This window comes from Enterobacter sp. 61D5 (assembly GCF_034107965.1).
GTDB lineage: Bacteria > Pseudomonadota > Gammaproteobacteria > Enterobacterales > Enterobacteriaceae > Enterobacter > Enterobacter cloacae_M.
Genome location: NZ_JAWNFK010000004.1, coordinates 364,686 through 384,789 on the forward strand (window position 1 = coordinate 364,686; position 20,104 = coordinate 384,789).

Here is a 20,104-nt window from a genome sequence, read left to right on the forward strand (position 1 = left end):
TAATGAAAACGCTGCTGATCATTGACTCCGGTCTCGGACAGGCCCGCGCCTATATGGCGAAGACCTTGCTGGGCGCGGCGGCACAAAAAGCACATCTGGACATTATCGATAATCCAGGCGATGCAGAACTGGCCATTGTACTGGGCGACAACATCCCGGCTGACAGTGCGCTGAACGGCAAAAAAGTGTGGCTGGGCGATATTAATCGCGCGGTGGCACACCCGGAACTGTTCCTGAGCGAAGCGAAAGGGCACGCGTCTGTCTACAGCGCGCCTGTCGCGACGGCACCGGCTGCGGCCACGGGTCCGAAACGCGTTGTTGCGGTGACGGCCTGCCCGACGGGCGTGGCTCACACCTTTATGGCGGCTGAAGCCATTGAAACCGAAGCGAAAAAACGCGGCTGGTGGGTTAAAGTTGAAACGCGCGGCTCCGTCGGTGCCGGCAACGCTATCACCCCTGAAGAAGTGGCTGAGGCCGATCTGGTGATCGTGGCGGCGGATATCGAAGTGGACCTGGCGAAATTTGCCGGTAAGCCGATGTACCGCACGTCTACCGGCCTGGCGCTGAAAAAGACCGCGCAGGAGTTTGATAAAGCGCTTGTGGAAGCGAAGCCGTATCAGGCAACCGGCGCGCGTCAAACCGCGACGGAAGGTAAGAAAGAGTCTGCAGGCGCATATCGCCATCTGTTGACCGGTGTGTCTTACATGCTGCCGATGGTGGTTGCGGGCGGTCTGTGTATTGCCCTTTCGTTCGCATTTGGTATTACCGCGTTTAAAGAGCAAGGTACGCTGGCCGCTGCGTTAATGCAGATTGGCGGCGGTTCCGCGTTCGCGCTGATGGTACCCGTCCTGGCAGGCTTTATTGCCTTCTCCATTGCTGACCGTCCTGGCCTGACGCCGGGCCTTATCGGCGGTATGCTGGCCGTGAGCACCGGCTCTGGCTTTATCGGCGGTATCATCGCGGGCTTCCTGGCCGGTTACGTCGCGAAGCTCATTAGCTCGAAGCTCAAGCTGCCGCAGAGTATGGAAGCGCTGAAACCGATCCTGATCATCCCGCTGATTTCCAGCCTGGTGGTCGGTCTGGCGATGATTTACCTGATTGGTAAGCCGGTTGCGGGCATCCTGGCGGGTCTGACCCACTGGCTGCAAACCATGGGTACCGCGAACGCGGTTCTGCTGGGCGCAATCCTCGGTGGCATGATGTGTACCGACATGGGTGGTCCGGTGAACAAAGCGGCGTACGCCTTTGGTGTTGGCCTGCTGAGTACCCAGACCTACGCGCCAATGGCAGCTATCATGGCGGCAGGCATGGTGCCTCCTCTGGCGCTCGGTCTGGCGACGATTATTGCCCGTCGTAAGTTCGATAAAGCGCAGCAGGAAGGCGGCAAAGCGGCGCTGGTTCTGGGCTTGTGCTTCATTACCGAAGGGGCGATTCCATTCGCGGCTCGTGACCCAATGCGTGTACTGCCGTGCTGTATCGCGGGTGGTGCAGTGACGGGTGCGATCTCCATGGCGATTGGCGCGAAGCTGATGGCACCACACGGCGGTCTGTTTGTCCTGCTAATCCCTGGCGCCATCACGCCGGTACTGGGCTACCTGCTGGCCATCGTTGCCGGTACGCTGGTGGCGGGTCTGTCATACGCAGTGCTGAAACGTCCTGAAACGGAAGTTGTGGCGAAAGCAGCGTAAACAAGGTGTCGGGTGGCGGCTTCGCCTTACCCGACCTACAAAAAAAGCCGGGTTGCATTATGCACCCGGCTTTTTTTATGCCGCCTGTTCAGCAGTTTGCTGTGCCTTCAGCCAGGCAATTTCTTCTGCCCAGATGTCCGGATTAATGGTTTCCAGCACCATCGGAATACCGTCGAAGCGGATGTCCTGCATAATGAAGCGGAACGCATCGTGGCCAATGTTGCCTTCACCCAGGCTATGGTGGCGGTCAACGCGGCTGCCAAAGGCGCTTTTCGCATCGTTCAGGTGCATGCCGCGCAGGTACTTAAAGCCCACAATGCGCTCGAACTCATCGAACGTGGTTTTCGTTGCCTCGGTGGTGCGCAGGTCATAGCCGGCGGCAAACGCGTGGCAGGTATCAATGCATACGCCAACGCGGGATTTATCCTCCACGCCGTCGATGATCGCCGCCAGATGTTCAAACCTAAAGCCGAGGTTGCTACCCTGACCGGCGGTATTCTCTATTACCGCGGTGACGCCTTTGGTCTTGTCCAGCGTGATGTTGATGGATTCGGCAATGCGCGCCAGGCAGGCATCTTCATCGATTTGCATCAGATGGCTGCCCGGATGGAAGTTCAGCAGCGTCAGCCCTAGCTGTTCGCAGCGCTGAACTTCATCAAGGAACGCCTCGCGGGATTTTTCCAGCGCCTCTTCAACCGGGTGACCGAGGTTGATCAGGTAGCTGTCGTGGGGAAGGATCTGGCCTGGCCCGTAGTGGTACTTCTCACAGGCGGCTTTGAAATCATCAATCACTTCAGCGGTGAGCGGCGCGGCGCGCCACTGGCGCTGGTTTTTGGTGAACAGGGCGAAAGCGGTCGCCTCGATTTCGGCGGCGCGAATGGCGGCATTCGCAAGACCACCTGCAGCGCTGACGTGCGCTCCAACATATTTCATAAAAAAACTCCTGCTAACCCGAAACGCTTATGATAGCGGGTTAGCAGGAGAAGGACGAGATGGTTTATGCCATCAGGCTATGGACCGCGAGGTTAATCGCACCGCCCCCGACAATCAGCCAGATGAAGAGCACCAGCGCCATCAGCAGCGGTTTGGCACCGGCTTTTTTCAGCGCGCTGACGTGTGTGGTGACCCCCAGTGCCGCCATGGCCATCGCCAGCAGCACGGTATCCAGCGTCACCAGCATATCCACCACCGCTTTCGGCAGCAGGTGGAAGGAGTTGAAAATCGCCACCACGATAAACAGGATCGCAAACCACGGAATGGTGATTTTGCTTTTCTCGCTGCCGCCTGCCGGCGCCAGCTGCTTAACCCGCGCCGCGAGGAAAATCAGGAACGGTGCCAGCATCATCACGCGCAGCATTTTGGCAATCACCGCCGCGTTTTCGGCTTCCGGGTTAATGGCATGTCCTGCCGCCACTACCTGAGCCACTTCGTGCATGGTTGAACCGATGTAGATGCCATAGGTTTCCGGGCTAAACCAGTGGGCAACCAGCGGATACATCGCCGGGTAGAGGAAGATCGCCAGCGTACCGAAGATCACCACCGTCGCCACCGCCACCGTCACCTTGCTGGCTTCGGCTTTAACGACGGGCTCTGTTGCCAGCACCGCCGCGGCCCCACAGATACTGCTCCCGGCACCTATCAGCCAGCTGGTTTGCTTATCCAGGCCAAATATTTTCTGGCCGATAAAGCAGGCCAGTAAAAAGGTGCTGGTCAGGGTCAGGACGTCGATGGCAATTCCGCTCACGCCCACGTCCGCAATCTGCGAAAAGGTGAGCCGGAAGCCGTAAAGGATGATCCCGAGACGCAGCAGGTGCTGTTTGGCAAAGATCACGCCCCCGTCGCAGGATTTCCAGATATGTGGGTAAACCGTATTTCCCACGACCATGCCCAGCAAAATGGCCAGCGTCAACGCGCTAAAACCTGCGCCCGCGATAGCCGGGATGCTGCCGCCCCATAATGCTACGGCGGTCACTGCTGCGCTAAGCGCGAGGCCCGGCACGAAGTGCCACATTGTACGATGATGTTGTAAGGTGATTTCTGACATAACCTTCTCCTTTGTCTGGCTAAAGGTTACGGTGCTCTGGCTTAAAAATAAAATTGATTATATACTTATAATTAATCTATATAAGTGGTAAGCAACCATGCACATTACATTGCGTCAGCTGGAAGTGTTTGCCGAGGTGCTGAAAAGCGGTTCGACAACCCAGGCGTCACAAATGCTGGCGCTCTCGCAGTCTGCGGTCAGCGCGGCGCTGACCGATCTTGAAGGGCAGCTGGGCGTGCAGCTGTTCGACAGGGTAGGGAAGCGGCTTGTGGTCAACGAGCACGGTCGTCTTCTTTATCCACGGGCGCTGGCGCTGCTGGAGCAGGCTATCGAAATCGAACAGCTGTTCCGCGAGGACAACGGCGCGATCCGCGTCTATGCCAGCAGCACCATTGGGAACTACATCCTGCCGGAAGTGATTGCCCGCTATCGCCGGGATTTCCCGACCCTGCCGCTGGAAATGAGCGTAGGCAATAGCCAGGACGTTATCAACGCGGTGATCGATTTCCGGGTGGATATCGGCCTCATCGAAGGGCCCTGCCATAACGTCGATATCATTGCCGAGCCCTGGCTGGAAGATGAGCTGGTGGTGTTTGCATCCCCGGCCTCATCGTTACTGCAGGGCGAGGTGACGCTGGAGCGCCTGGCGCAGGCGCAGTGGATCCTGCGCGAGCAGGGCTCCGGCACGCGTGAAATTGTCGATTATCTGCTGCTTTCCCATCTGCCGCATTTCCAGCTGGGGATGGAGCTGGGGAACTCAGAGGCGATTAAGCACGCGGTGCGTCATGGCCTGGGGATCAGCTGTCTTTCCCGGCGCGTCATTGCCGAACAGCTTGAGACGGGGTCGCTGGTTGAAATCCCGGTTCCATTGCCGAAGCTGGTGCGCACGCTATGGTGCATTCATCACCGCCAGAAACACCTTTCCAGCTCTCTGCAGCGTTTTCTGCGCTACTGCGCCATTTAACGTTCCCCGGTGGCGCTTCGCTTACCGGGGCTACGCGCGCCTGTCACCCCACATTTTTATGCTTTACTTATAATCCTGGCCGAGTCATGAAGCTCTCTTATAACTGAGTATTTCTGCCGGAAGGAACGCGGATCGTCTGCTACAATCGCGCCTCATTTATTAAATGGACAGCATTTTCATATGGTTTCAGAAATTAAAACCACAGAAGCGCCCACGCTACGTCGTGAACTCAAGGCGCGTCACCTGACGATGATCGCCATTGGCGGCTCTATCGGTACAGGTCTTTTCGTTGCCTCTGGCGCAACGATTTCGGCAGCAGGCCCGGGTGGGGCACTCTTCTCTTATATCCTGATTGGCCTGATGGTGTACTTCCTGATGACCAGTCTCGGCGAACTGGCCGCGTACATGCCGGTATCCGGTTCGTTCTCGACCTACGGTCAAAAATACGTTGAAGAAGGCTTTGGCTTCGCGCTGGGCTGGAACTACTGGTACAACTGGGCGGTCACCATCGCCGTTGACCTTGTCGCCGCACAGCTGGTGATGAACTGGTGGTTCCCGGATACGCCGGGCTGGATCTGGAGCGCTCTGTTCCTGGCCGTCATCTTCCTGCTGAACTACATCTCCGTGCGCGGTTTCGGCGAGGCGGAATACTGGTTCTCTTTGATCAAAGTGGCAACCGTCATCATCTTTATCGTCGTCGGTGTGGCGATGATCGTTGGTATTTTCAAAGGCGCAGAACCTGCGGGCTGGAGTAACTGGGCGATAGGCGATGCGCCGTTTGCCGGTGGCCTTTCGGCGATGATTGGCGTGGCGATGATTGTCGGCTTCTCCTTCCAGGGGACAGAGCTGATTGGTATCGCCGCCGGTGAGTCAGAGAACCCGGAGAAAAATATTCCGCGTGCGGTTCGTCAGGTCTTCTGGCGTATCCTGCTGTTCTATGTGTTCGCGATCCTGATTATCAGCCTGATCATCCCGTACACCGATCCAAGCCTGCTGCGTAATGACGTAAAAGACATTAGCGTCAGCCCGTTCACGCTGGTCTTCCAGCACGCCGGTCTGCTTTCAGCCGCGGCGGTGATGAACGCCGTTATCCTGACCGCTGTGCTTTCAGCCGGTAACTCCGGGATGTACGCGTCCACCCGTATGCTCTACACGCTGGCATGCGACGGTAAAGCCCCGCGTATCTTCGCGAAGCTGTCCCGTGGCGGCGTACCGCGTAACGCGCTTTACGCCACAACGGTGATTGCCGGTCTGTGCTTCCTGACCTCTATGTTTGGCAACCAGACGGTGTACCTGTGGCTGCTTAACACGTCCGGGATGACGGGCTTTATTGCCTGGCTGGGGATTGCCATTAGCCACTACCGTTTCCGCCGCGGTTTCGTCAAGCAGGGTCACGATGTTAACTCGCTGCCGTATCGCTCCGGCTTCTTCCCACTGGGTCCTATTTTCGCCTTCATTCTGTGCCTGATCATTACGCTGGGACAGAACTATGAAGCGTTCCTGGCGGACACCATTGACTGGGGCGCCGTGACGGCGACCTACATTGGTATTCCGCTGTTCCTCGTCATCTGGTTTGGCTACAAGCTGACGAAAGGAACAAAATTCGTTCGCTACAGTGAAATGGAATTCCCGGAACGATTTAAACAATAATCGAACTTCCTCTCTTTTAACCCGCTCATTCGAGCGGGTTTTTTTATGCCCGCATCCTGAAACAAAGATATATTTCTTAACAATTTAATTGATAATAATTATCGTTTGCTTTATCGTTATCAAAAATAAGCGTGTCACCGACCCACCGCAGACGTGGGCGGCAAGGAAGACGCTGTGAGCAATGATGATTTGATTTAGTTGTATTTACCTCATGGAGATATGGAATGTTTAGGTTGAATCCCTTCGTCAGGGGAGGACTTTGTGCGTCCGCAATGTCCCTGGCCCTGCCTGTTATCGCAGCGGAATCCGGCGACACAATGGTTGTAACGGCCTCCGCGACCGAGCAAAACCTGAAAGACGCACCGGCAAGCATCAGCGTAATTACCCAGGAAGATTTGCAGCGCAAACCCGTTCAGAATCTGAAAGATGTGTTACGGGAGGTGCCGGGCGTTCAGCTCACGAGCGAAGGGGACAACCGTAAAGGGGTAAGTATTCGTGGACTGGACAGCAGCTATACGCTGATCCTGATCGACGGCAAGCGTGTTAACTCGCGTAACGCGGTATTCCGCCATAATGATTTCGACCTCAACTGGGTGCCGGTTGACGCCATCGAACGCATCGAAGTGGTGCGCGGACCGATGTCTTCTCTGTACGGTTCCGATGCGCTGGGCGGCGTGGTGAACATTATCACCAAAAAAATCGGCCAGAAATGGACGGGTACCCTGAGCGCCGATTCCACGATTCAGGAGCACCGCGACCGTGGAGACACGTACAACGGTCAGTTCTATACCAGCGGTCCGCTGGTGGACGGCCTGCTGGGGCTGAAAGCCTACGGTAGCCTCGCGAAGCGTGAGAAAGACGGTCAGCAGAAATCCTCCACCACGGCGAGCGGTGAAACGCCGCGCATTGAAGGCTTCACCAGCCGCGATGCGAATGTGGAATTCGCCTGGACGCCGTCTGAAAATCACGACTTTACGGCGGGCTACGGTTTCGACCGTCAGGATCGCGACTCGGATTCCCTCGACAAAAACCGTCTTGAGCGTCAGAACTACTCTCTCAGCCACAACGGCCGTTGGGGCGTCGGCAACAGCGAGCTGAAGGTTTACGGCGAAAAGGTGGATAACAAAAACCCGGGCAACAGCAATCCGATCACCTCCGAGAGCAACGCGGTGGACGGAAAATACGTGCTGCCGCTTGGCGAAATCAACCAGCTGCTGACCTTCGGCGGCGAATGGCGTCACGATAAGCTGAAAGATCCGGTCAACCTGACGGGCGGTTCCAGCAGCAGTACCTCGACAAGCCAGTATGCCCTGTTCCTTGAAGATGAGTGGCGTCTCTTTGAACCTCTGGCGCTGACCACCGGCATCCGTATGGACGACCATGATACCTACGGCGATCACTGGAGCCCGCGTGCCTATCTGGTCTATAACGCGACCGATACCGTAACGGTGAAAGGGGGCTGGGCGACCGCGTTTAAAGCGCCGTCACTGCTGCAGCTGAGCCCGGACTGGGTCACCGGCTCGTGCCGCGGTGCCTGTGAGATTGTCGGTAACCCGGATCTGAAACCGGAAACCAGCGAGAGCTTCGAATTCGGTCTGTACTACAGCGGGGAAGAAGGCTGGTTAGAGGGCGTGCAGGCCAGCGTCACCACCTTCCAGAATAACGTGGATGACCGCATCAGCATCAGCCGTACGGCCAATGCAAAACAGGCCCAGGGCTACCCTAACTACGTTGGACTGAATGCGGACGGCGAACCAATTTTCCGCTACTACAACGTTAACAAGGCGCGCATCCGCGGGGTGGAAACCGAGCTGAAATTCCCGCTGGCGGACGACTGGAAACTGACCCTTAACTATACCTATAACGACGGTCGTGATATCAGCAACGGCGGCAACAAGCCGTTGTCGGATCTGCCGTTCCACACCGCCAACGGTACCGTTGACTGGAAGGCAACGCAGGACTGGTCGTTCTACGTTCAGGGCAACTACACCGGTGAGAAACGCGCGCTGACCAGCAGTGCACCAACGCCGGGTGGCTATGTCATCTGGAATACCGGCGCCGCGTGGCAGGCGACGAAAAGCGTGAAGCTGCGTGCGGGCGTGCAGAACCTGCTGGATAAAGATCTGAGCCGTGACGATTACAGCTATACGGAAGATGGCCGTCGCTACTTTGTGGGCGTGGATTATAAGTTCTGATGCGGCCAGGGTAAAAGCAAAACGGCAACGTAAGTTGCCGTTTTTAGTGTTTGTTCCCTCTCCCTGTGGGAGAGGGCCAGGTTGAGGGCATCAGAGCGCACGCAGCCGCACTTACCCAAACAAATGCTCCGCATGGAAGCGGAGATGATCCTCAATAAAGGACGCGATGAAGTAATAGCTATGGTCATACCCCGGCTGGATGCGCAGCGTCAGCGGCCAGTCCTTCTGGCGTGCCGCTTCTGCCAGCACCGCAGGCTGTAGCTGTCCGGCGAGGAACTGATCCGCATCGCCCTGATCGACAAGCATCGGGATCGCATTTGCTGAGCTGCTGGCCAGCATCAGCGCACAGCTGTCCCATTCTTGCCATTTTGCTTCATCTTCACCCAGATAGTTTGTGAAGGCTTTCTGCCCCCACGGCACCTGCGCTGGATTCACAATTGGCGCAAATGCCGACACGCTGACGTATTTTCCTGGATTTTTTAGCGCCATGATCAGCGCTCCGTGTCCGCCCATAGAATGTCCGCTGATGGCGCAGCGGTCGCTTACCGCAAACCCGGACTGAATCAGCGCGGGCAGCTCGTCGCGAATGTAATCATACATGCGGTAGTGGCGCGCCCAGGGCTGCTCGGTCGCATTGAGATAAAACCCGGCGCCTTTGCCCAGGTCGTATCCTGCATCGTCGGCTACATCATCGCCACGCGGGCTGGTATCAGGCATCACCAGCGCAATACCCAGCTCGGCGGCAAGTCGCTGCGCGCCCGCTTTAGTGGTGAAGTTTTCGTCGTTGCAGGTCAGGCCTGAAAGCCAGAACAGAACCGGCGGATTTTCCGTCGGCGGAAGGAAAATGCTGAACGTCATCGCACAGTTCAGGACGGTGGAGTCATGCCGCCAGCGCTGCTGTCGACCTTCAAAACAACGGTGCTCTTCGAGCAGTTCCATGCAGGGCTCCTTAATGAGAATGCGTATTCATAAAAACCATAATACAGCCTTTTCATTGACCTGTGAGTAACTTTCACTTTCGCCAGACGGCGAGATGCTGCATCATAAATTTACTTTTCTTTAACAATTGGAGCGGTCATGGCGCTGCGTATTGCGCTCAGTGGGTTTGTCGTTCTGGTGGTGGCGATGGGGATAGGGCGCTTTGCCTTTACGCCTCAGGTGCCGCTCATGATTGCTGCAGGACAGCTTACGCTGACCAGCGCGGGTCTGGTGGCGGCGATGAACTATCTGGGCTATCTGGTGGGCGCATGGGATGCAATGCGTGCACACCGCTTTGTGGAAACGCGCCTCTGGCTTGGCATCACCGGTGCGGTTGCGCTGACGCTGCTCTCCGCGGCGGCGGATAACGCCGTTGTGCACGGCCTGCTGCGCTTTGTGATTGGCTGCATGAGCGGCTGGTCGATGGTACTTATTGCCGCCTGGACCAACGAGCGGCTGGGGCAGCTGGGTAAACCGGGTCTGAGCGCCGCCGTGTTTGCCGGACCGGGAGCGGGCATTGCCCTGAGCGGGCTTCTCGCCGTCTATATCCAGGCGAAATCCCTTTCGGCGGGGGCGGCATGGCAAATCTACGGCGTGCTGGCGCTGGTGCTGATTGCGCTGGTGGCGCGCTACCTTCCGCGATCCGGTCAGCTCCATCGCCCCGGTACCGCGCCGGAGCCGCTGGTGCTGACGGCGGATTTAAAGCGCCTGGTCTGGAGCTACAGCCTGGCCGGGTTTGGCTATATCCTCCCGGCGACATTCCTGTCGCAAATGGCGGCGGTGCGTTTTCCCGGCAGCCTGTTTGCCCAGTTTGTCTGGCCGATTTTTGGTATCGCCGCCGTGGTGGGCATTGCGCTCAGTATTCTTTTACGCCACACCTCAACGGCTAACCGCAGGCTGGCTATCGTGCTGTGGTTACAGGGGGCTGGCGTGCTGGCGGCCTGGCTGCTGCCGGGGATTGGCGGTTTGCTGACGGGCGGGCTGCTGGTGGGCGGCGGCTTCTTGTGTGCCGTGCAGCTCTCTCTTTTATACGGTCGCGAGCTAGCGCCAAACCACACGCGCTATATGGCAGGCCTGCTAACCACCGGGTATGCGATTGGTCAATTGATTGGCCCGGTCACCTCGGCGTTATCAACCTGGCTTACCCACCGGCTGGAGCCCGCGCTGGGGCTTGCGGGCATTGCGCTGTTCGTCGGGGGAGCCCTGGTCTGGAATCGTCACGCTGAAAGGCAACAGCAATTGCAATAATTATCGTCGTGAATACTGGATTATGTGCGCCGCCTCACGCACAATGAGCGCATACTTTTGCCACAACGAGGGCAAAAGACGCCACACCTGCAGGAGAACAAAATGTCATCACTCAGTAAAGAAGCTGCCCTGGTCCACGAAGCCCTGGTTGCGCGCGGTCTTGAAACGCCACTGCGTCCGCCCGTACAGGATTTGGACAATGAAACCCGCAAGCGTCTGATTGCCGGTCATATGACCGAGATCATGGAGCTGCTGAATCTCGATCTGAGTGACGACAGTCTGATGGAGACGCCGCACCGCATCGCGAAAATGTACGTCGACGAAATTTTCTCCGGGCTGGATTACGCCAACTTCCCGAAAATCACCGTCATTGAAAACAAGATGAAAGTGGACGAGATGGTGACGGTACGCGATATCACGCTGACCAGCACCTGTGAACACCACTTCGTGACCATCGACGGTAAAGCGACCGTGGCGTATATCCCAAAAGATACGGTGATTGGCCTGTCGAAGATCAACCGCATCGTGCAGTTCTTTGCCCAACGTCCGCAGGTGCAGGAGCGTCTGACGCAGCAGATCCTGACCGCGCTGCAAACGCTGCTGGGCACCAATAACGTGGCCGTTTCTATCGATGCGGTTCACTACTGCGTTAAGGCGCGCGGCGTGCGTGATGCGACCAGTGCAACGACCACGACGTCGCTGGGCGGCCTGTTTAAATCGAGCCAGAATACTCGCCAGGAGTTCCTGCGCGCCGTACGTCACCACAACTAAGTCTTACAGGGCAGGAACCATGGAGCGAAACGTCACGCTCGATTTTGTTCGCGGCGTCGCCATTCTCGGTATCCTGCTGCTCAATATCAGCGCCTTCGGCCTGCCGAAGGCGGCTTATCTCAATCCTGCCTGGTATGGCGACATCACGCGCAGCGATGCCTGGACCTGGGCTGTCCTCGATCTCTTCGCACAGGTTAAATTCCTCACGCTGTTTGCCCTGCTGTTTGGTGCAGGTCTGCAACTCCTCCTCAAACGCGGTACGCGCTGGATCCAGTCGCGCCTGACGCTGCTGGTTCTCCTCGGCTTTATCCACGGCCTGTTCTTCTGGGACGGCGATATTCTTCTCGCGTATGGGTTAGTCGGGCTCATCTGCTGGCGTCTGATTCGCGATGCGCACAGCGTAAAAAGCCTGTTTCACACCGGCGTGATGCTCTATGTCATGGGGCTTGGGGTCCTGCTGCTGCTGGGGATGATCTCCGGCGAGGCGACGAACCGTTCCTGGATCCCGGATGCCGCTAACCTGCAGTACGAACAGTACTGGAAGCTGAAGGGCGGTACGGAAGCGATAAGCAACCGCGCGGATATGCTGGGGGATAACCTCCTTGCGCTGGGCGCGCAATACGGCTGGCAGCTGGCGGGCATGATGCTGATGGGGGCGTCACTGATGCGCACCGGCTGGCTGAAAGGGGAGTTCAGCCTGCGTCACTATCGGCGAACGGGTGTCGGGCTGGTGCTGATCGGCGTGCTGATTAACCTCCCGGCGATAATCACGCAGTGGCACATCCACTGGGATTACCGCTGGTGCGCGTTCCTGCTCCAGGTGCCGCGCGAACTGAGCGCGCCGTTTCAGACTATCGGCTACGCGGCGCTGATCTATGGCTTCTGGCCAACGCTTTCCCGCCTGTGGATCGTCAGCGCTATCGCCTGCGTGGGCCGCATGGCGTTGAGCAATTACCTCCTGCAAACGCTTCTTTGCACCACGCTTTTCTATCATCTTGGCCTGTTTATGAAATTCGACCGCCTCACGCTGCTGGCGTTTGTTATCCCGGTCTGGGTGATTAACCTGGCGTTTTCTGTTCTCTGGCTACGCTATTTCCGCCAGGGACCGCTGGAGTGGGTGTGGCGTCAGTTAACCGCACATGCTTCAGGGGTATCATTGAGGAACACATCCAGATAACGATCTGGATCACAATCATTAACAAAACGGATGTAAGCGTTTTCATGAGTGTGAGCTTCTTCACGTAGTCCCCTTTCTCTCGCTGCCAAAATAGCCACCTTGCTAAACACAGGGGGTGTCTGTGAGTTGCTGCAATTCTTTGAAGGATGGTGAATATGATCACCATTCGTGACGTCGCCCGCCAGGCGGGCGTTTCTGTGGCTACCGTCTCACGCGTGCTGAATAATAGTGCGCTGGTCAGCCCTGAAACCCGTGAAACCGTAATGAAAGCCGTGACCCAGCTCGGGTACCGGCCAAATGCCAATGCCCAGGCGCTTGCGACGCAGGTCAGCGACACCATCGGCGTGGTGGTGATGGATGTATCAGATGCCTTTTTCGGCGCGCTGGTCAAAGCGGTCGACGTGGTCGCCCAGCAGCATCAGAAATATGTTCTGATCGGCAATAGCTATCATGAGGCGGAAAAGGAGCGCCATGCCATCGAAGTGCTGATCCGCCAGCGCTGTAACGCCTTGATTGTCCACTCAAAAGCCTTGAGCGATGAAGAGCTAACCGGATTTATGGATCAGATCCCGGGCATGGTGCTGATCAACCGCATCGTCCCCGGCTATGCCCACCGCTGCGTCGGGCTGGATAACGTCAGCGGTGCCATGATGGCGACGAAAATGCTCATCAACAACGGGCATCAGCGGATCGGTTATCTGGCCTCCAGCCATCATATTGAAGATGACGACCTGCGGCGCGAGGGGTGGCAAAACGCCCTGAAAGAGCACGGCATTACGCCGTCAGAAAGCTGGACGGGCACCGGTACGCCGGACATGCAGGGCGGCGAGGCGGCAATGGTGGAGCTGCTGGGCCGCAACCTGCAGCTTACCGCGGTGTTTGCCTATAACGACAGCATGGCGGCAGGCGCCCTGACGGCGCTGAAAGATAACGGCATTGCGGTGCCACAGCATTTATCACTCATTGGTTTTGATGATATTCCGATTGCCCGTTACACCGACCCGCAGCTGACAACGGTGCGCTATCCCATTGCCTCTATGGCGAAACTGGCGACTGAGCTGGCGTTACAGGGGGCGGCAGGGCTGCTGGATCCGGGGGCAACACACTGTTTCATGCCGACTTTAGTGCGTCGGCACTCTGTCGCGGCCCGGCAAATTGTGGTTCCGATCACTAACTGATTACTTGAGGTGATGTAACCGTTTTCAATCTGTGAGTAAATTCACAGTATCTTAACAAGGCGCTGACTATGATGTCAGCGTTTTAGGGGCTGAAACGCTATGTAACGGTGATTATTCACTTTCACTATAGCCAATGTGCCGCAAACAACGAATAAAACGCATTTCTGGATCGTTACCGAACACGGAAGATAGAAATTTTATAAGTGAACTTCGGCTGTCAGTAACGTTTTATTAACACCTGCCCGCCGATCGTTATTCACAAGAACTACCCTGCATAAAAAAACCGGAGATACCATGAATAAGAAGGTGTTGACCCTGTCTGCCGTAATGGCAAGCATGCTTTTTGGTGCAGCAGCGCACGCTGCGGATACCCGTATTGGTGTGACCATCTATAAATACGACGACAACTTCATGTCTGTTGTGCGTAAAGCGATTGAGAAAGATGCGAAAGCAGCGCCAGACGTTCAGCTGCTGATGAACGACTCCCAGAACGACCAGTCCAAACAGAACGACCAGATCGACGTTCTGCTGGCGAAAGGCGTTAAAGCCCTGGCCATCAACCTGGTTGACCCGGCTGCAGCAGGCACGGTTATTGAAAAAGCGCGCGGCCAGAACGTGCCAATCGTCTTCTTCAACAAAGAACCTTCCCGTAAAGCGCTGGATAGCTACGACAAAGCGTATTACGTCGGTACCGACTCCAAAGAGTCCGGTATTATTCAGGGCGATCTGATCGCAAAACACTGGGCGGCGAACCCGAACTGGGACCTGAACAAAGACGGTCAGATTCAGTTCGTGCTGCTGAAAGGCGAACCAGGCCACCCGGATGCTGAAGCCCGTACCACTTACGTTATCAAAGAGCTGAACGACAAGGGTCTGAAAACCCAGCAGCTGGCGTTAGATACCGCGATGTGGGATACCGCTCAGGCGAAAGATAAGATGGATGCGTGGCTGTCCGGCCCTAACGCAAACAAAATCGAAGTGGTTATCGCCAACAACGATGCGATGGCAATGGGTGCGGTAGAAGCGCTGAAAGCACACAATAAATCCTCCATCCCGGTATTCGGCGTAGATGCACTGCCAGAAGCGCTGGCGCTGGTTAAATCCGGTGCGATGGCCGGTACCGTTCTGAACGATGCCAACAACCAGGCGAAAGCGACCTTCGATCTGGCGAAAAACCTGGCCGATGGCAAAGGCGCGGCAGATGGCACCGGCTGGAAAATTGAAAACAAAATCGTTCGCGTACCTTACGTGGGCGTAGACCAGTCCAACCTGGCTGAGTTTATCGGTAAATAAGTTAGCGGTACTGTCTCCACTGGGCGCAATTCGTTGCGCCCTTTTATAACGCGATATGCGAGGCCAACAAGGTATAATTATGGTCAGCACAACTACTCAGTCATCCGGTGAATACCTGTTGGAAATGAGCGGTATCAACAAGTCTTTTCCCGGCGTTAAGGCACTCGATAATGTTAATTTAAAAGTGCGTCCTCACTCTATTCATGCTTTGATGGGTGAGAACGGTGCGGGTAAATCAACATTATTAAAATGTCTTTTTGGGATCTATCAAAAAGATTCTGGCAGCATTCTTTTTCAGGGGAAAGAGATCGATTTCCATTCAGCCAAAGAAGCACTGGAAAACGGTATCTCGATGGTTCACCAGGAATTAAACCTGGTGCTGCAGCGTTCAGTCATGGATAACATGTGGTTGGGACGTTATCCAACCAAGGGTGTCTTTGTCGATCAGGACAAAATGTATCGCGACACCAAAGCGATTTTTGATGAGCTGGATATTGATATCGATCCGCGCGCCCGCGTGGGAACATTATCCGTCTCCCAGATGCAGATGATCGAAATCGCCAAAGCGTTCTCCTATGATGCGAAAATCGTCATCATGGACGAACCGACATCTTCATTAACGGAAAAAGAGGTTAATCACCTTTTTACCATTATTCGTAAGCTAAAAGATCGCGGCTGCGGCATTGTGTATATCTCCCACAAAATGGAAGAGATCTTCCAGCTATGCGATGAGATTACGATCCTGCGCGACGGTCAGTGGATTGCCACGCAGCCGCTGGAAGGGCTGGACATGGACAAGATCATCGCCATGATGGTCGGCCGTTCCCTGAACCAGCGCTTCCCGGACAAAGAAAACAAGCCGGGCGAAGTGATTCTGGAAGTGCGCAATCTGACCTCGTTACGCCAGCCGTCTATTCGCGATGTCTCCTTCGACCTGCACAAGGGGGAAATCCTGGGGATTGCCGGTCTGGTCGGGGCAAAACGTACCGATATCGTGGAAACCCTGTTCGGTATCCGTGAGAAAGCCGAAGGCACTATTACGCTGCATGGTAAGAAAATTAACAACCACAACGCCAACGAAGCCATTAATAATGGTTTTGCGCTGGTGACGGAAGAGCGTCGTTCGACCGGTATTTATGCCTATCTGGATATTAACTTTAACTCGTTAATTTCTAACATTCGCAATTACAAAAACAAAGTCGGACTGCTGGATAACTCCCGCATGAAGAGCGATACCCAATGGGTTATTGACTCCATGCGCGTGAAAACGCCGGGACACCGCACCCAAATTGGTTCGCTGTCAGGCGGTAACCAGCAGAAAGTCATTATTGGCCGCTGGTTATTAACCCAGCCAGAAATTCTGATGCTGGATGAACCGACCCGCGGCATTGACGTCGGCGCGAAGTTTGAAATTTATCAGCTGATTGCCGAGCTGGCGAAAAAGAATAAAGGGATCATTATTATTTCTTCCGAAATGCCGGAATTGTTAGGGATCACGGATCGTATTCTGGTTATGAGCAATGGTCTCGTTGCCGGTATTGTTGACACCAAAACGACAACGCAAAACGAAATTTTGCGTCTTGCGTCTTTGCACCTTTAAGATCAGGGGCTCCTCATGAGTGCGTTAAATAAAAAAAGTTTTCTCACTTACCTGAAAGAAGGCGGTATTTACGTTGTTCTTTTAGTACTGCTGGCTATCATCATTTTCCAGGACCCTACGTTCTTAAGCCTGCTGAACCTGAGTAACATTCTGACCCAGTCCTCCGTGCGTATTATCATTGCGCTGGGCGTGGCGGGCCTGATCGTAACCCAGGGGACGGACCTTTCTGCCGGTCGTCAGGTGGGGCTGGCGGCGGTTATCGCGGCAACCCTGCTGCAGTCGATGGAAAACGCCAACAAGGTGTTCCCGGAAATGGCCACCATGCCGATTTTCGTGGTGATCCTGATTGTCTGCGCCATCGGTGCGGTGATTGGTCTGATCAACGGTATTATCATCGCCTACCTGAACGTGACGCCGTTTATCACCACGCTGGGTACGATGATCATCGTTTACGGTATCAACTCCCTGTACTACGACTTTGTCGGTGCTTCCCCAATCTCGGGTTTTGACAGCGGCTTCTCGACCTTTACGCAAGGGTTTATCGCGCTGGGCAGCTTCCGCCTGTCGTATATCACCTTCTATGCGCTGATTGCGGTGGCCTTCGTCTGGATCCTGTGGAACAAAACGCGCTTTGGTAAAAACATCTTCGCAATCGGCGGTAACCCGGAAGCGGCGAAAGTGTCCGGCGTGAACGTTGCCCTGAACCTGCTCATCATTTATGCCCTGTCCGGCGTGTTCTACGCTTTCGGTGGTATGCTGGAAGCGGGCCGTATCGGTTCTGCAACCAACAACCTTGGCTTCATGTACGAGCTGGATGCGATTGCAGCCTGCGTGGTGGGCGGCGTCTCCTTCAGCGGCGGCGTGGGTACGGTACTGGGCGTGGTGACCGGTGTGATCATCTTCACCGTCATCAACTACGGCTTGACCTATATCGGCGTGAACCCGTACTGGCAGTACATCATCAAAGGCGCCATCATTATCTTCGCGGTTGCGCTGGATTCACTGAAGTACGCGCGTAAGAAATAATTGCTCCTCGCGTTATCCGGCCCGCTCACCGAGCGGGCTTTTTTATGCCTTATGCCAGCTGTGACTCCTCTCGGGTCACAATGCGCTCAAACCAGTCGAGTTCAGAGAGCTTGCAGGCGACCCACTGTTCGGAAAAGGCGTTGCCCAGGCTGTCGGTGAGGTACTGACAGCGGGTAAAGGTCTCAATCGCCTCCTGCTGAAACAGCGGCAGTTCGGGTTGATCGTGCTGCGGTTCGGGCAAATCCTCGTCGTCGGTGTTTTCCAGCCCGTACAGCATGCCGGTCAGGATCGTGGCAGCGACCAGATACGGATTGGCATCGGCCCCGGCCAGCCGGTACTCGATACGACGGTTGTGGTCATCCGAGCAGGGAATACGCAAAGCGGCGGAGCGGGTGTTATAGCCCCAGGAGTTAAATACGGGCTCCGTCAGGTTTTTACGCAGGCGACGAAACGCGTTAACGCCCGGCGCAAGAATGGCGACAGATGCAGGCATCAGCGCCAGCTGCCCCGCGATGCACAAACGCATCATGCTGTTAAGCGCGTTCACCGGGGAAGCAAAGACGTTTTCGCCGTGACGATTGTTCAGGCTGAAATGGAAGTGCAGGCCGCTGCCGGACAGCTGGCTGAAAGGTTTAGCCATAAAGTTGGCCTGCAGGCCGTGCTTTTCGGCAACGTATCGGGTCAGGCGACGAAGCGCCAGCACATTATCGCAGACCTCAACGACGCGATGGCTGTGCTTCAGGTTTAATTCGTACTGACCCGACTCGGCTTCCGCCACGATCCCGGACAGCGGGATGCGCTGAAGGTGCGCCAGCTGTTCCAGCTCGTCAAACAGGGCCGCATGGGCCGTCGTAGTATCCATGTGAAAACAGCCCTGATTTTGCGGATCCCGATCGCCCTGTCCCGTCAGGTAAAACTCGATTTCCGGGGCAATCACCGGGAAGAGACCGTGCTGGTGGAAGCGGGCCAGCACGTTCTGCAGTATCACGCGCGGCTCAAGCGGGCAGGGAGTATCGTCGCTGTCTTTCATCGTCAGCAGGATCTGCGCGTTGTGCTGCGGATCCTGCGGGGAGGGGCGCAGGGAGCCGGTGACAGGAACGCAGAGCCGGTCCGGTTCATCGTGAAGCGGGGCGGCGATTTTTCCTTTCTGATCCATCGAGTAAACCGAAAGGGGAAAATAACAGCCTTTTTCCAGGCTCAGCATGCTCTCCACCGACAGACGCTTGCCGCGAATCGTGCCGTTGATATCGTTCAGGTAAACGTCTACATGTTTCGTCTGCGGGTAACGTTCCAGATAATCTGCCACTTCCACTGAAATGTTGTGCTGCAGGGCGTCAATTTTTTCATCAAGCCAGAGACCGGAATTGAGTGCGCCAGGAAGTGATAAACCGGGAAAGTTAAAATACGGACGGAGACTTTTGAGGAAAAACGCATTCATTATTGAGTTCATAGTCATTCTTCAATGAAGCCGTAGCGGCAGTGAACTCAGCTTAAAAGAGCCGACGTAAAGGGGGGATAAAAAGCGTCAGGCCCGGCGTAAAGAAAGTATAAAGAAGGTCCCGCTATTTCTCTTTTTTCTGCATATCAAGTAGCTGCTCGGGCGTGACGGCCGGGTAACCCTGCGCGTCTTCCGGCACTTCGTGCATCGCCGGAATCGGCACCAGCGGGCCTAAAAAGCGCGGTTCGCGTTTGAAGATATATAGATCGGCCAGGGCGCCAAAGCGCGCGCCGAACTCACGGACGCGCACGCTCAGCATGTCCTTTGGCGACGGCACCGCGTAACACTGTGCCTGAATGCCCATATGCAGCGCGATAAATAGCGCGCGCTCGCAGTGGAAGCGCTGGGTGATGATGATGAAGTCGTTGGTGTCGAAGACTTTGCGCGTGCGCACGATGGAGTCCAGGGTGCGGAATCCGGCGTAGTCGAGCACGATATCGGCAGGGTCCACGCCCGCGGCAATCAGGTCCTTACGCATCGTCACCGGTTCATTGTAGCTTTGCAGGGCGTTATCGCCGCTCAGCAGCAGGTAGTTCACCTTGCCGCTGTTGTAGGCGTTCAGCGCACCCTGAATGCGGTAACGGTAATACTGGTTAATCACGCCGGTGCGGTAATACTTGGCGGTGCCGAGCACCACGCCAACCTGACGATAGGGCAAGTCCTGCAGGTCATCAAAGATGTAGGGGGCGGTTTTCCAGCTCATCCAGCGGTCGAGACCCAGCACGATCAACAGCAGTATGCCGACCAGGACAGACAGGCTGTAAAAAACGCGCTTTAACATGGAGATGGCTCGT

At 55.9% G+C, this 20,104-nt stretch carries 16 protein-coding genes; 11 read left to right on the forward strand and 5 right to left on the reverse strand.

Going from position 1 to position 20,104, the window contains the following annotated elements:
* Window positions 1-2 precede the first annotated feature (2 nt).
* Entirely contained in the window at window positions 3-1,688 is a 1,686-nt protein-coding gene (gene fruA / locus UTM25_RS04600; RefSeq protein ID WP_194400526.1) for a PTS fructose transporter subunit IIBC, read from the forward strand.
* Between the two features lie 75 nt (window positions 1,689-1,763).
* Here fruA and nfo read toward each other — a convergent pair whose 3' ends face one another.
* Together nfo and UTM25_RS04610 are read right to left on the reverse strand one after the other, a co-directional pair.
* Window positions 1,764-2,621: a deoxyribonuclease IV gene (gene nfo, locus UTM25_RS04605; protein ID WP_194400528.1), complete on the reverse strand. Its 858-nt coding sequence runs from the start codon at window positions 2,619-2,621 to the stop codon at window positions 1,764-1,766.
* A gap of 64 nt (window positions 2,622-2,685) precedes the next feature.
* Window positions 2,686-3,732 carry a YeiH family protein gene (locus UTM25_RS04610; protein WP_194400530.1) on the reverse strand — a complete coding sequence of 349 codons (1,047 nt, stop codon included), beginning with the start codon at window positions 3,730-3,732 and terminating at the stop codon, window positions 2,686-2,688.
* 97 nt (window positions 3,733-3,829) lie between these two features.
* Here UTM25_RS04610 and yieE point away from each other — a divergent pair, with 97 nt between their 5' ends.
* From yieE to cirA, 3 genes are all read left to right on the forward strand, one after another.
* The gene (gene yieE / locus UTM25_RS04615; protein WP_023312476.1) at window positions 3,830-4,696 is read left to right on the forward strand and encodes a DNA-binding transcriptional regulator YeiE; all 867 of its coding nucleotides are present in this window, start codon (window positions 3,830-3,832) and stop codon (window positions 4,694-4,696) included.
* Between the two features lie 180 nt (window positions 4,697-4,876).
* A complete protein-coding gene (locus tag UTM25_RS04620) occupies window positions 4,877-6,346 on the forward strand; it encodes an amino acid permease (protein WP_023312475.1) in 1,470 nt (489 codons plus the stop codon).
* Window positions 6,347-6,570: 224 nt separating this feature from the next.
* Window positions 6,571-8,541, forward strand: coding sequence for a catecholate siderophore receptor CirA (gene cirA / locus UTM25_RS04625; RefSeq protein ID WP_194400532.1), 1,971 nt, complete (start codon window positions 6,571-6,573; stop codon window positions 8,539-8,541).
* Between the two features lie 111 nt (window positions 8,542-8,652).
* Here the strand turns inward: cirA and fghA are convergent, their stop codons facing one another.
* Window positions 8,653-9,480: an S-formylglutathione hydrolase gene (gene fghA / locus UTM25_RS04630; RefSeq protein ID WP_194400534.1), complete on the reverse strand. Its 828-nt coding sequence runs from the start codon at window positions 9,478-9,480 to the stop codon at window positions 8,653-8,655.
* 138 nt (window positions 9,481-9,618) lie between these two features.
* On the opposite strand from fghA, the gene UTM25_RS04635 reads away from it, so the two are divergent.
* The 7 genes from UTM25_RS04635 to mglC all read left to right on the forward strand — a co-directional run bounded on the left by UTM25_RS04635 (window position 9,619) and on the right by mglC (window position 17,812).
* The gene (locus UTM25_RS04635; protein WP_194400536.1) at window positions 9,619-10,767 is read left to right on the forward strand and encodes a YbfB/YjiJ family MFS transporter; all 1,149 of its coding nucleotides are present in this window, start codon (window positions 9,619-9,621) and stop codon (window positions 10,765-10,767) included.
* Between the two features lie 102 nt (window positions 10,768-10,869).
* Complete coding sequence (gene folE / locus UTM25_RS04640) at window positions 10,870-11,538, forward strand: GTP cyclohydrolase I FolE (RefSeq protein WP_023312471.1); 669 nt, start codon at window positions 10,870-10,872, stop codon at window positions 11,536-11,538.
* Window positions 11,539-11,557: 19 nt separating this feature from the next.
* On the forward strand, window positions 11,558-12,715 hold the full coding sequence (gene yeiB, locus UTM25_RS04645; RefSeq protein ID WP_194400538.1) for a DUF418 domain-containing protein YeiB: 1,158 nt from the start codon (window positions 11,558-11,560) through the stop codon (window positions 12,713-12,715).
* 155 nt (window positions 12,716-12,870) lie between these two features.
* Window positions 12,871-13,893: an HTH-type transcriptional regulator GalS gene (galS, locus tag UTM25_RS04650; protein ID WP_029740403.1), complete on the forward strand. Its 1,023-nt coding sequence runs from the start codon at window positions 12,871-12,873 to the stop codon at window positions 13,891-13,893.
* Window positions 13,894-14,187: 294 nt separating this feature from the next.
* A complete protein-coding gene (gene mglB / locus UTM25_RS04655) occupies window positions 14,188-15,186 on the forward strand; it encodes a galactose/glucose ABC transporter substrate-binding protein MglB (protein WP_194400540.1) in 999 nt (332 codons plus the stop codon).
* A gap of 79 nt (window positions 15,187-15,265) precedes the next feature.
* On the forward strand, window positions 15,266-16,786 hold the full coding sequence (mglA, locus tag UTM25_RS04660; protein ID WP_008500922.1) for a galactose/methyl galactoside ABC transporter ATP-binding protein MglA: 1,521 nt from the start codon (window positions 15,266-15,268) through the stop codon (window positions 16,784-16,786).
* A gap of 15 nt (window positions 16,787-16,801) precedes the next feature.
* Window positions 16,802-17,812, forward strand: a complete 1,011-nt coding sequence (gene mglC / locus UTM25_RS04665; protein WP_008500921.1) for a galactose/methyl galactoside ABC transporter permease MglC — start codon at window positions 16,802-16,804, stop codon at window positions 17,810-17,812.
* A 49-nt stretch (window positions 17,813-17,861) separates the two neighbouring features.
* Here mglC and UTM25_RS04670 read toward each other — a convergent pair whose 3' ends face one another.
* Both UTM25_RS04670 and sanA read right to left on the reverse strand, forming a co-directional pair.
* Window positions 17,862-19,250, reverse strand: coding sequence for a glutamine synthetase family protein (locus UTM25_RS04670; RefSeq protein WP_194400542.1), 1,389 nt, complete (start codon window positions 19,248-19,250; stop codon window positions 17,862-17,864).
* Between the two features lie 124 nt (window positions 19,251-19,374).
* Window positions 19,375-20,091 carry an outer membrane permeability protein SanA gene (sanA, locus tag UTM25_RS04675; protein WP_008500918.1) on the reverse strand — a complete coding sequence of 239 codons (717 nt, stop codon included), beginning with the start codon at window positions 20,089-20,091 and terminating at the stop codon, window positions 19,375-19,377.
* Window positions 20,092-20,104 lie beyond the last annotated feature (13 nt).

Bases quoted from the DNA above. Each gene is read 5' to 3' on its own strand.
- fruA (WP_194400526.1), top strand. From the start codon at position 3: ATGAAAACGCTGCTGATCATTGACTCCGGTCTCGGACAGGCCCGCGCC.
- nfo (WP_194400528.1), bottom strand. From the start codon at position 2,621: ATGAAATATGTTGGAGCGCACGTCAGCGCTGCAGGTGGTCTTGCGAAT.
- UTM25_RS04610 (WP_194400530.1), bottom strand. From the start codon at position 3,732: ATGTCAGAAATCACCTTACAACATCATCGTACAATGTGGCACTTCGTG.
- yieE (WP_023312476.1), top strand. From the start codon at position 3,830: ATGCACATTACATTGCGTCAGCTGGAAGTGTTTGCCGAGGTGCTGAAA.
- UTM25_RS04620 (WP_023312475.1), top strand. From the start codon at position 4,877: ATGGTTTCAGAAATTAAAACCACAGAAGCGCCCACGCTACGTCGTGAA.
- cirA (WP_194400532.1), top strand. From the start codon at position 6,571: ATGTTTAGGTTGAATCCCTTCGTCAGGGGAGGACTTTGTGCGTCCGCA.
- fghA (WP_194400534.1), bottom strand. From the start codon at position 9,480: ATGGAACTGCTCGAAGAGCACCGTTGTTTTGAAGGTCGACAGCAGCGC.
- UTM25_RS04635 (WP_194400536.1), top strand. From the start codon at position 9,619: ATGGCGCTGCGTATTGCGCTCAGTGGGTTTGTCGTTCTGGTGGTGGCG.
- folE (WP_023312471.1), top strand. From the start codon at position 10,870: ATGTCATCACTCAGTAAAGAAGCTGCCCTGGTCCACGAAGCCCTGGTT.
- yeiB (WP_194400538.1), top strand. From the start codon at position 11,558: ATGGAGCGAAACGTCACGCTCGATTTTGTTCGCGGCGTCGCCATTCTC.
- galS (WP_029740403.1), top strand. From the start codon at position 12,871: ATGATCACCATTCGTGACGTCGCCCGCCAGGCGGGCGTTTCTGTGGCT.
- mglB (WP_194400540.1), top strand. From the start codon at position 14,188: ATGAATAAGAAGGTGTTGACCCTGTCTGCCGTAATGGCAAGCATGCTT.
- mglA (WP_008500922.1), top strand. From the start codon at position 15,266: ATGGTCAGCACAACTACTCAGTCATCCGGTGAATACCTGTTGGAAATG.
- mglC (WP_008500921.1), top strand. From the start codon at position 16,802: ATGAGTGCGTTAAATAAAAAAAGTTTTCTCACTTACCTGAAAGAAGGC.
- UTM25_RS04670 (WP_194400542.1), bottom strand. From the start codon at position 19,250: ATGAATGCGTTTTTCCTCAAAAGTCTCCGTCCGTATTTTAACTTTCCC.
- sanA (WP_008500918.1), bottom strand. From the start codon at position 20,091: ATGTTAAAGCGCGTTTTTTACAGCCTGTCTGTCCTGGTCGGCATACTG.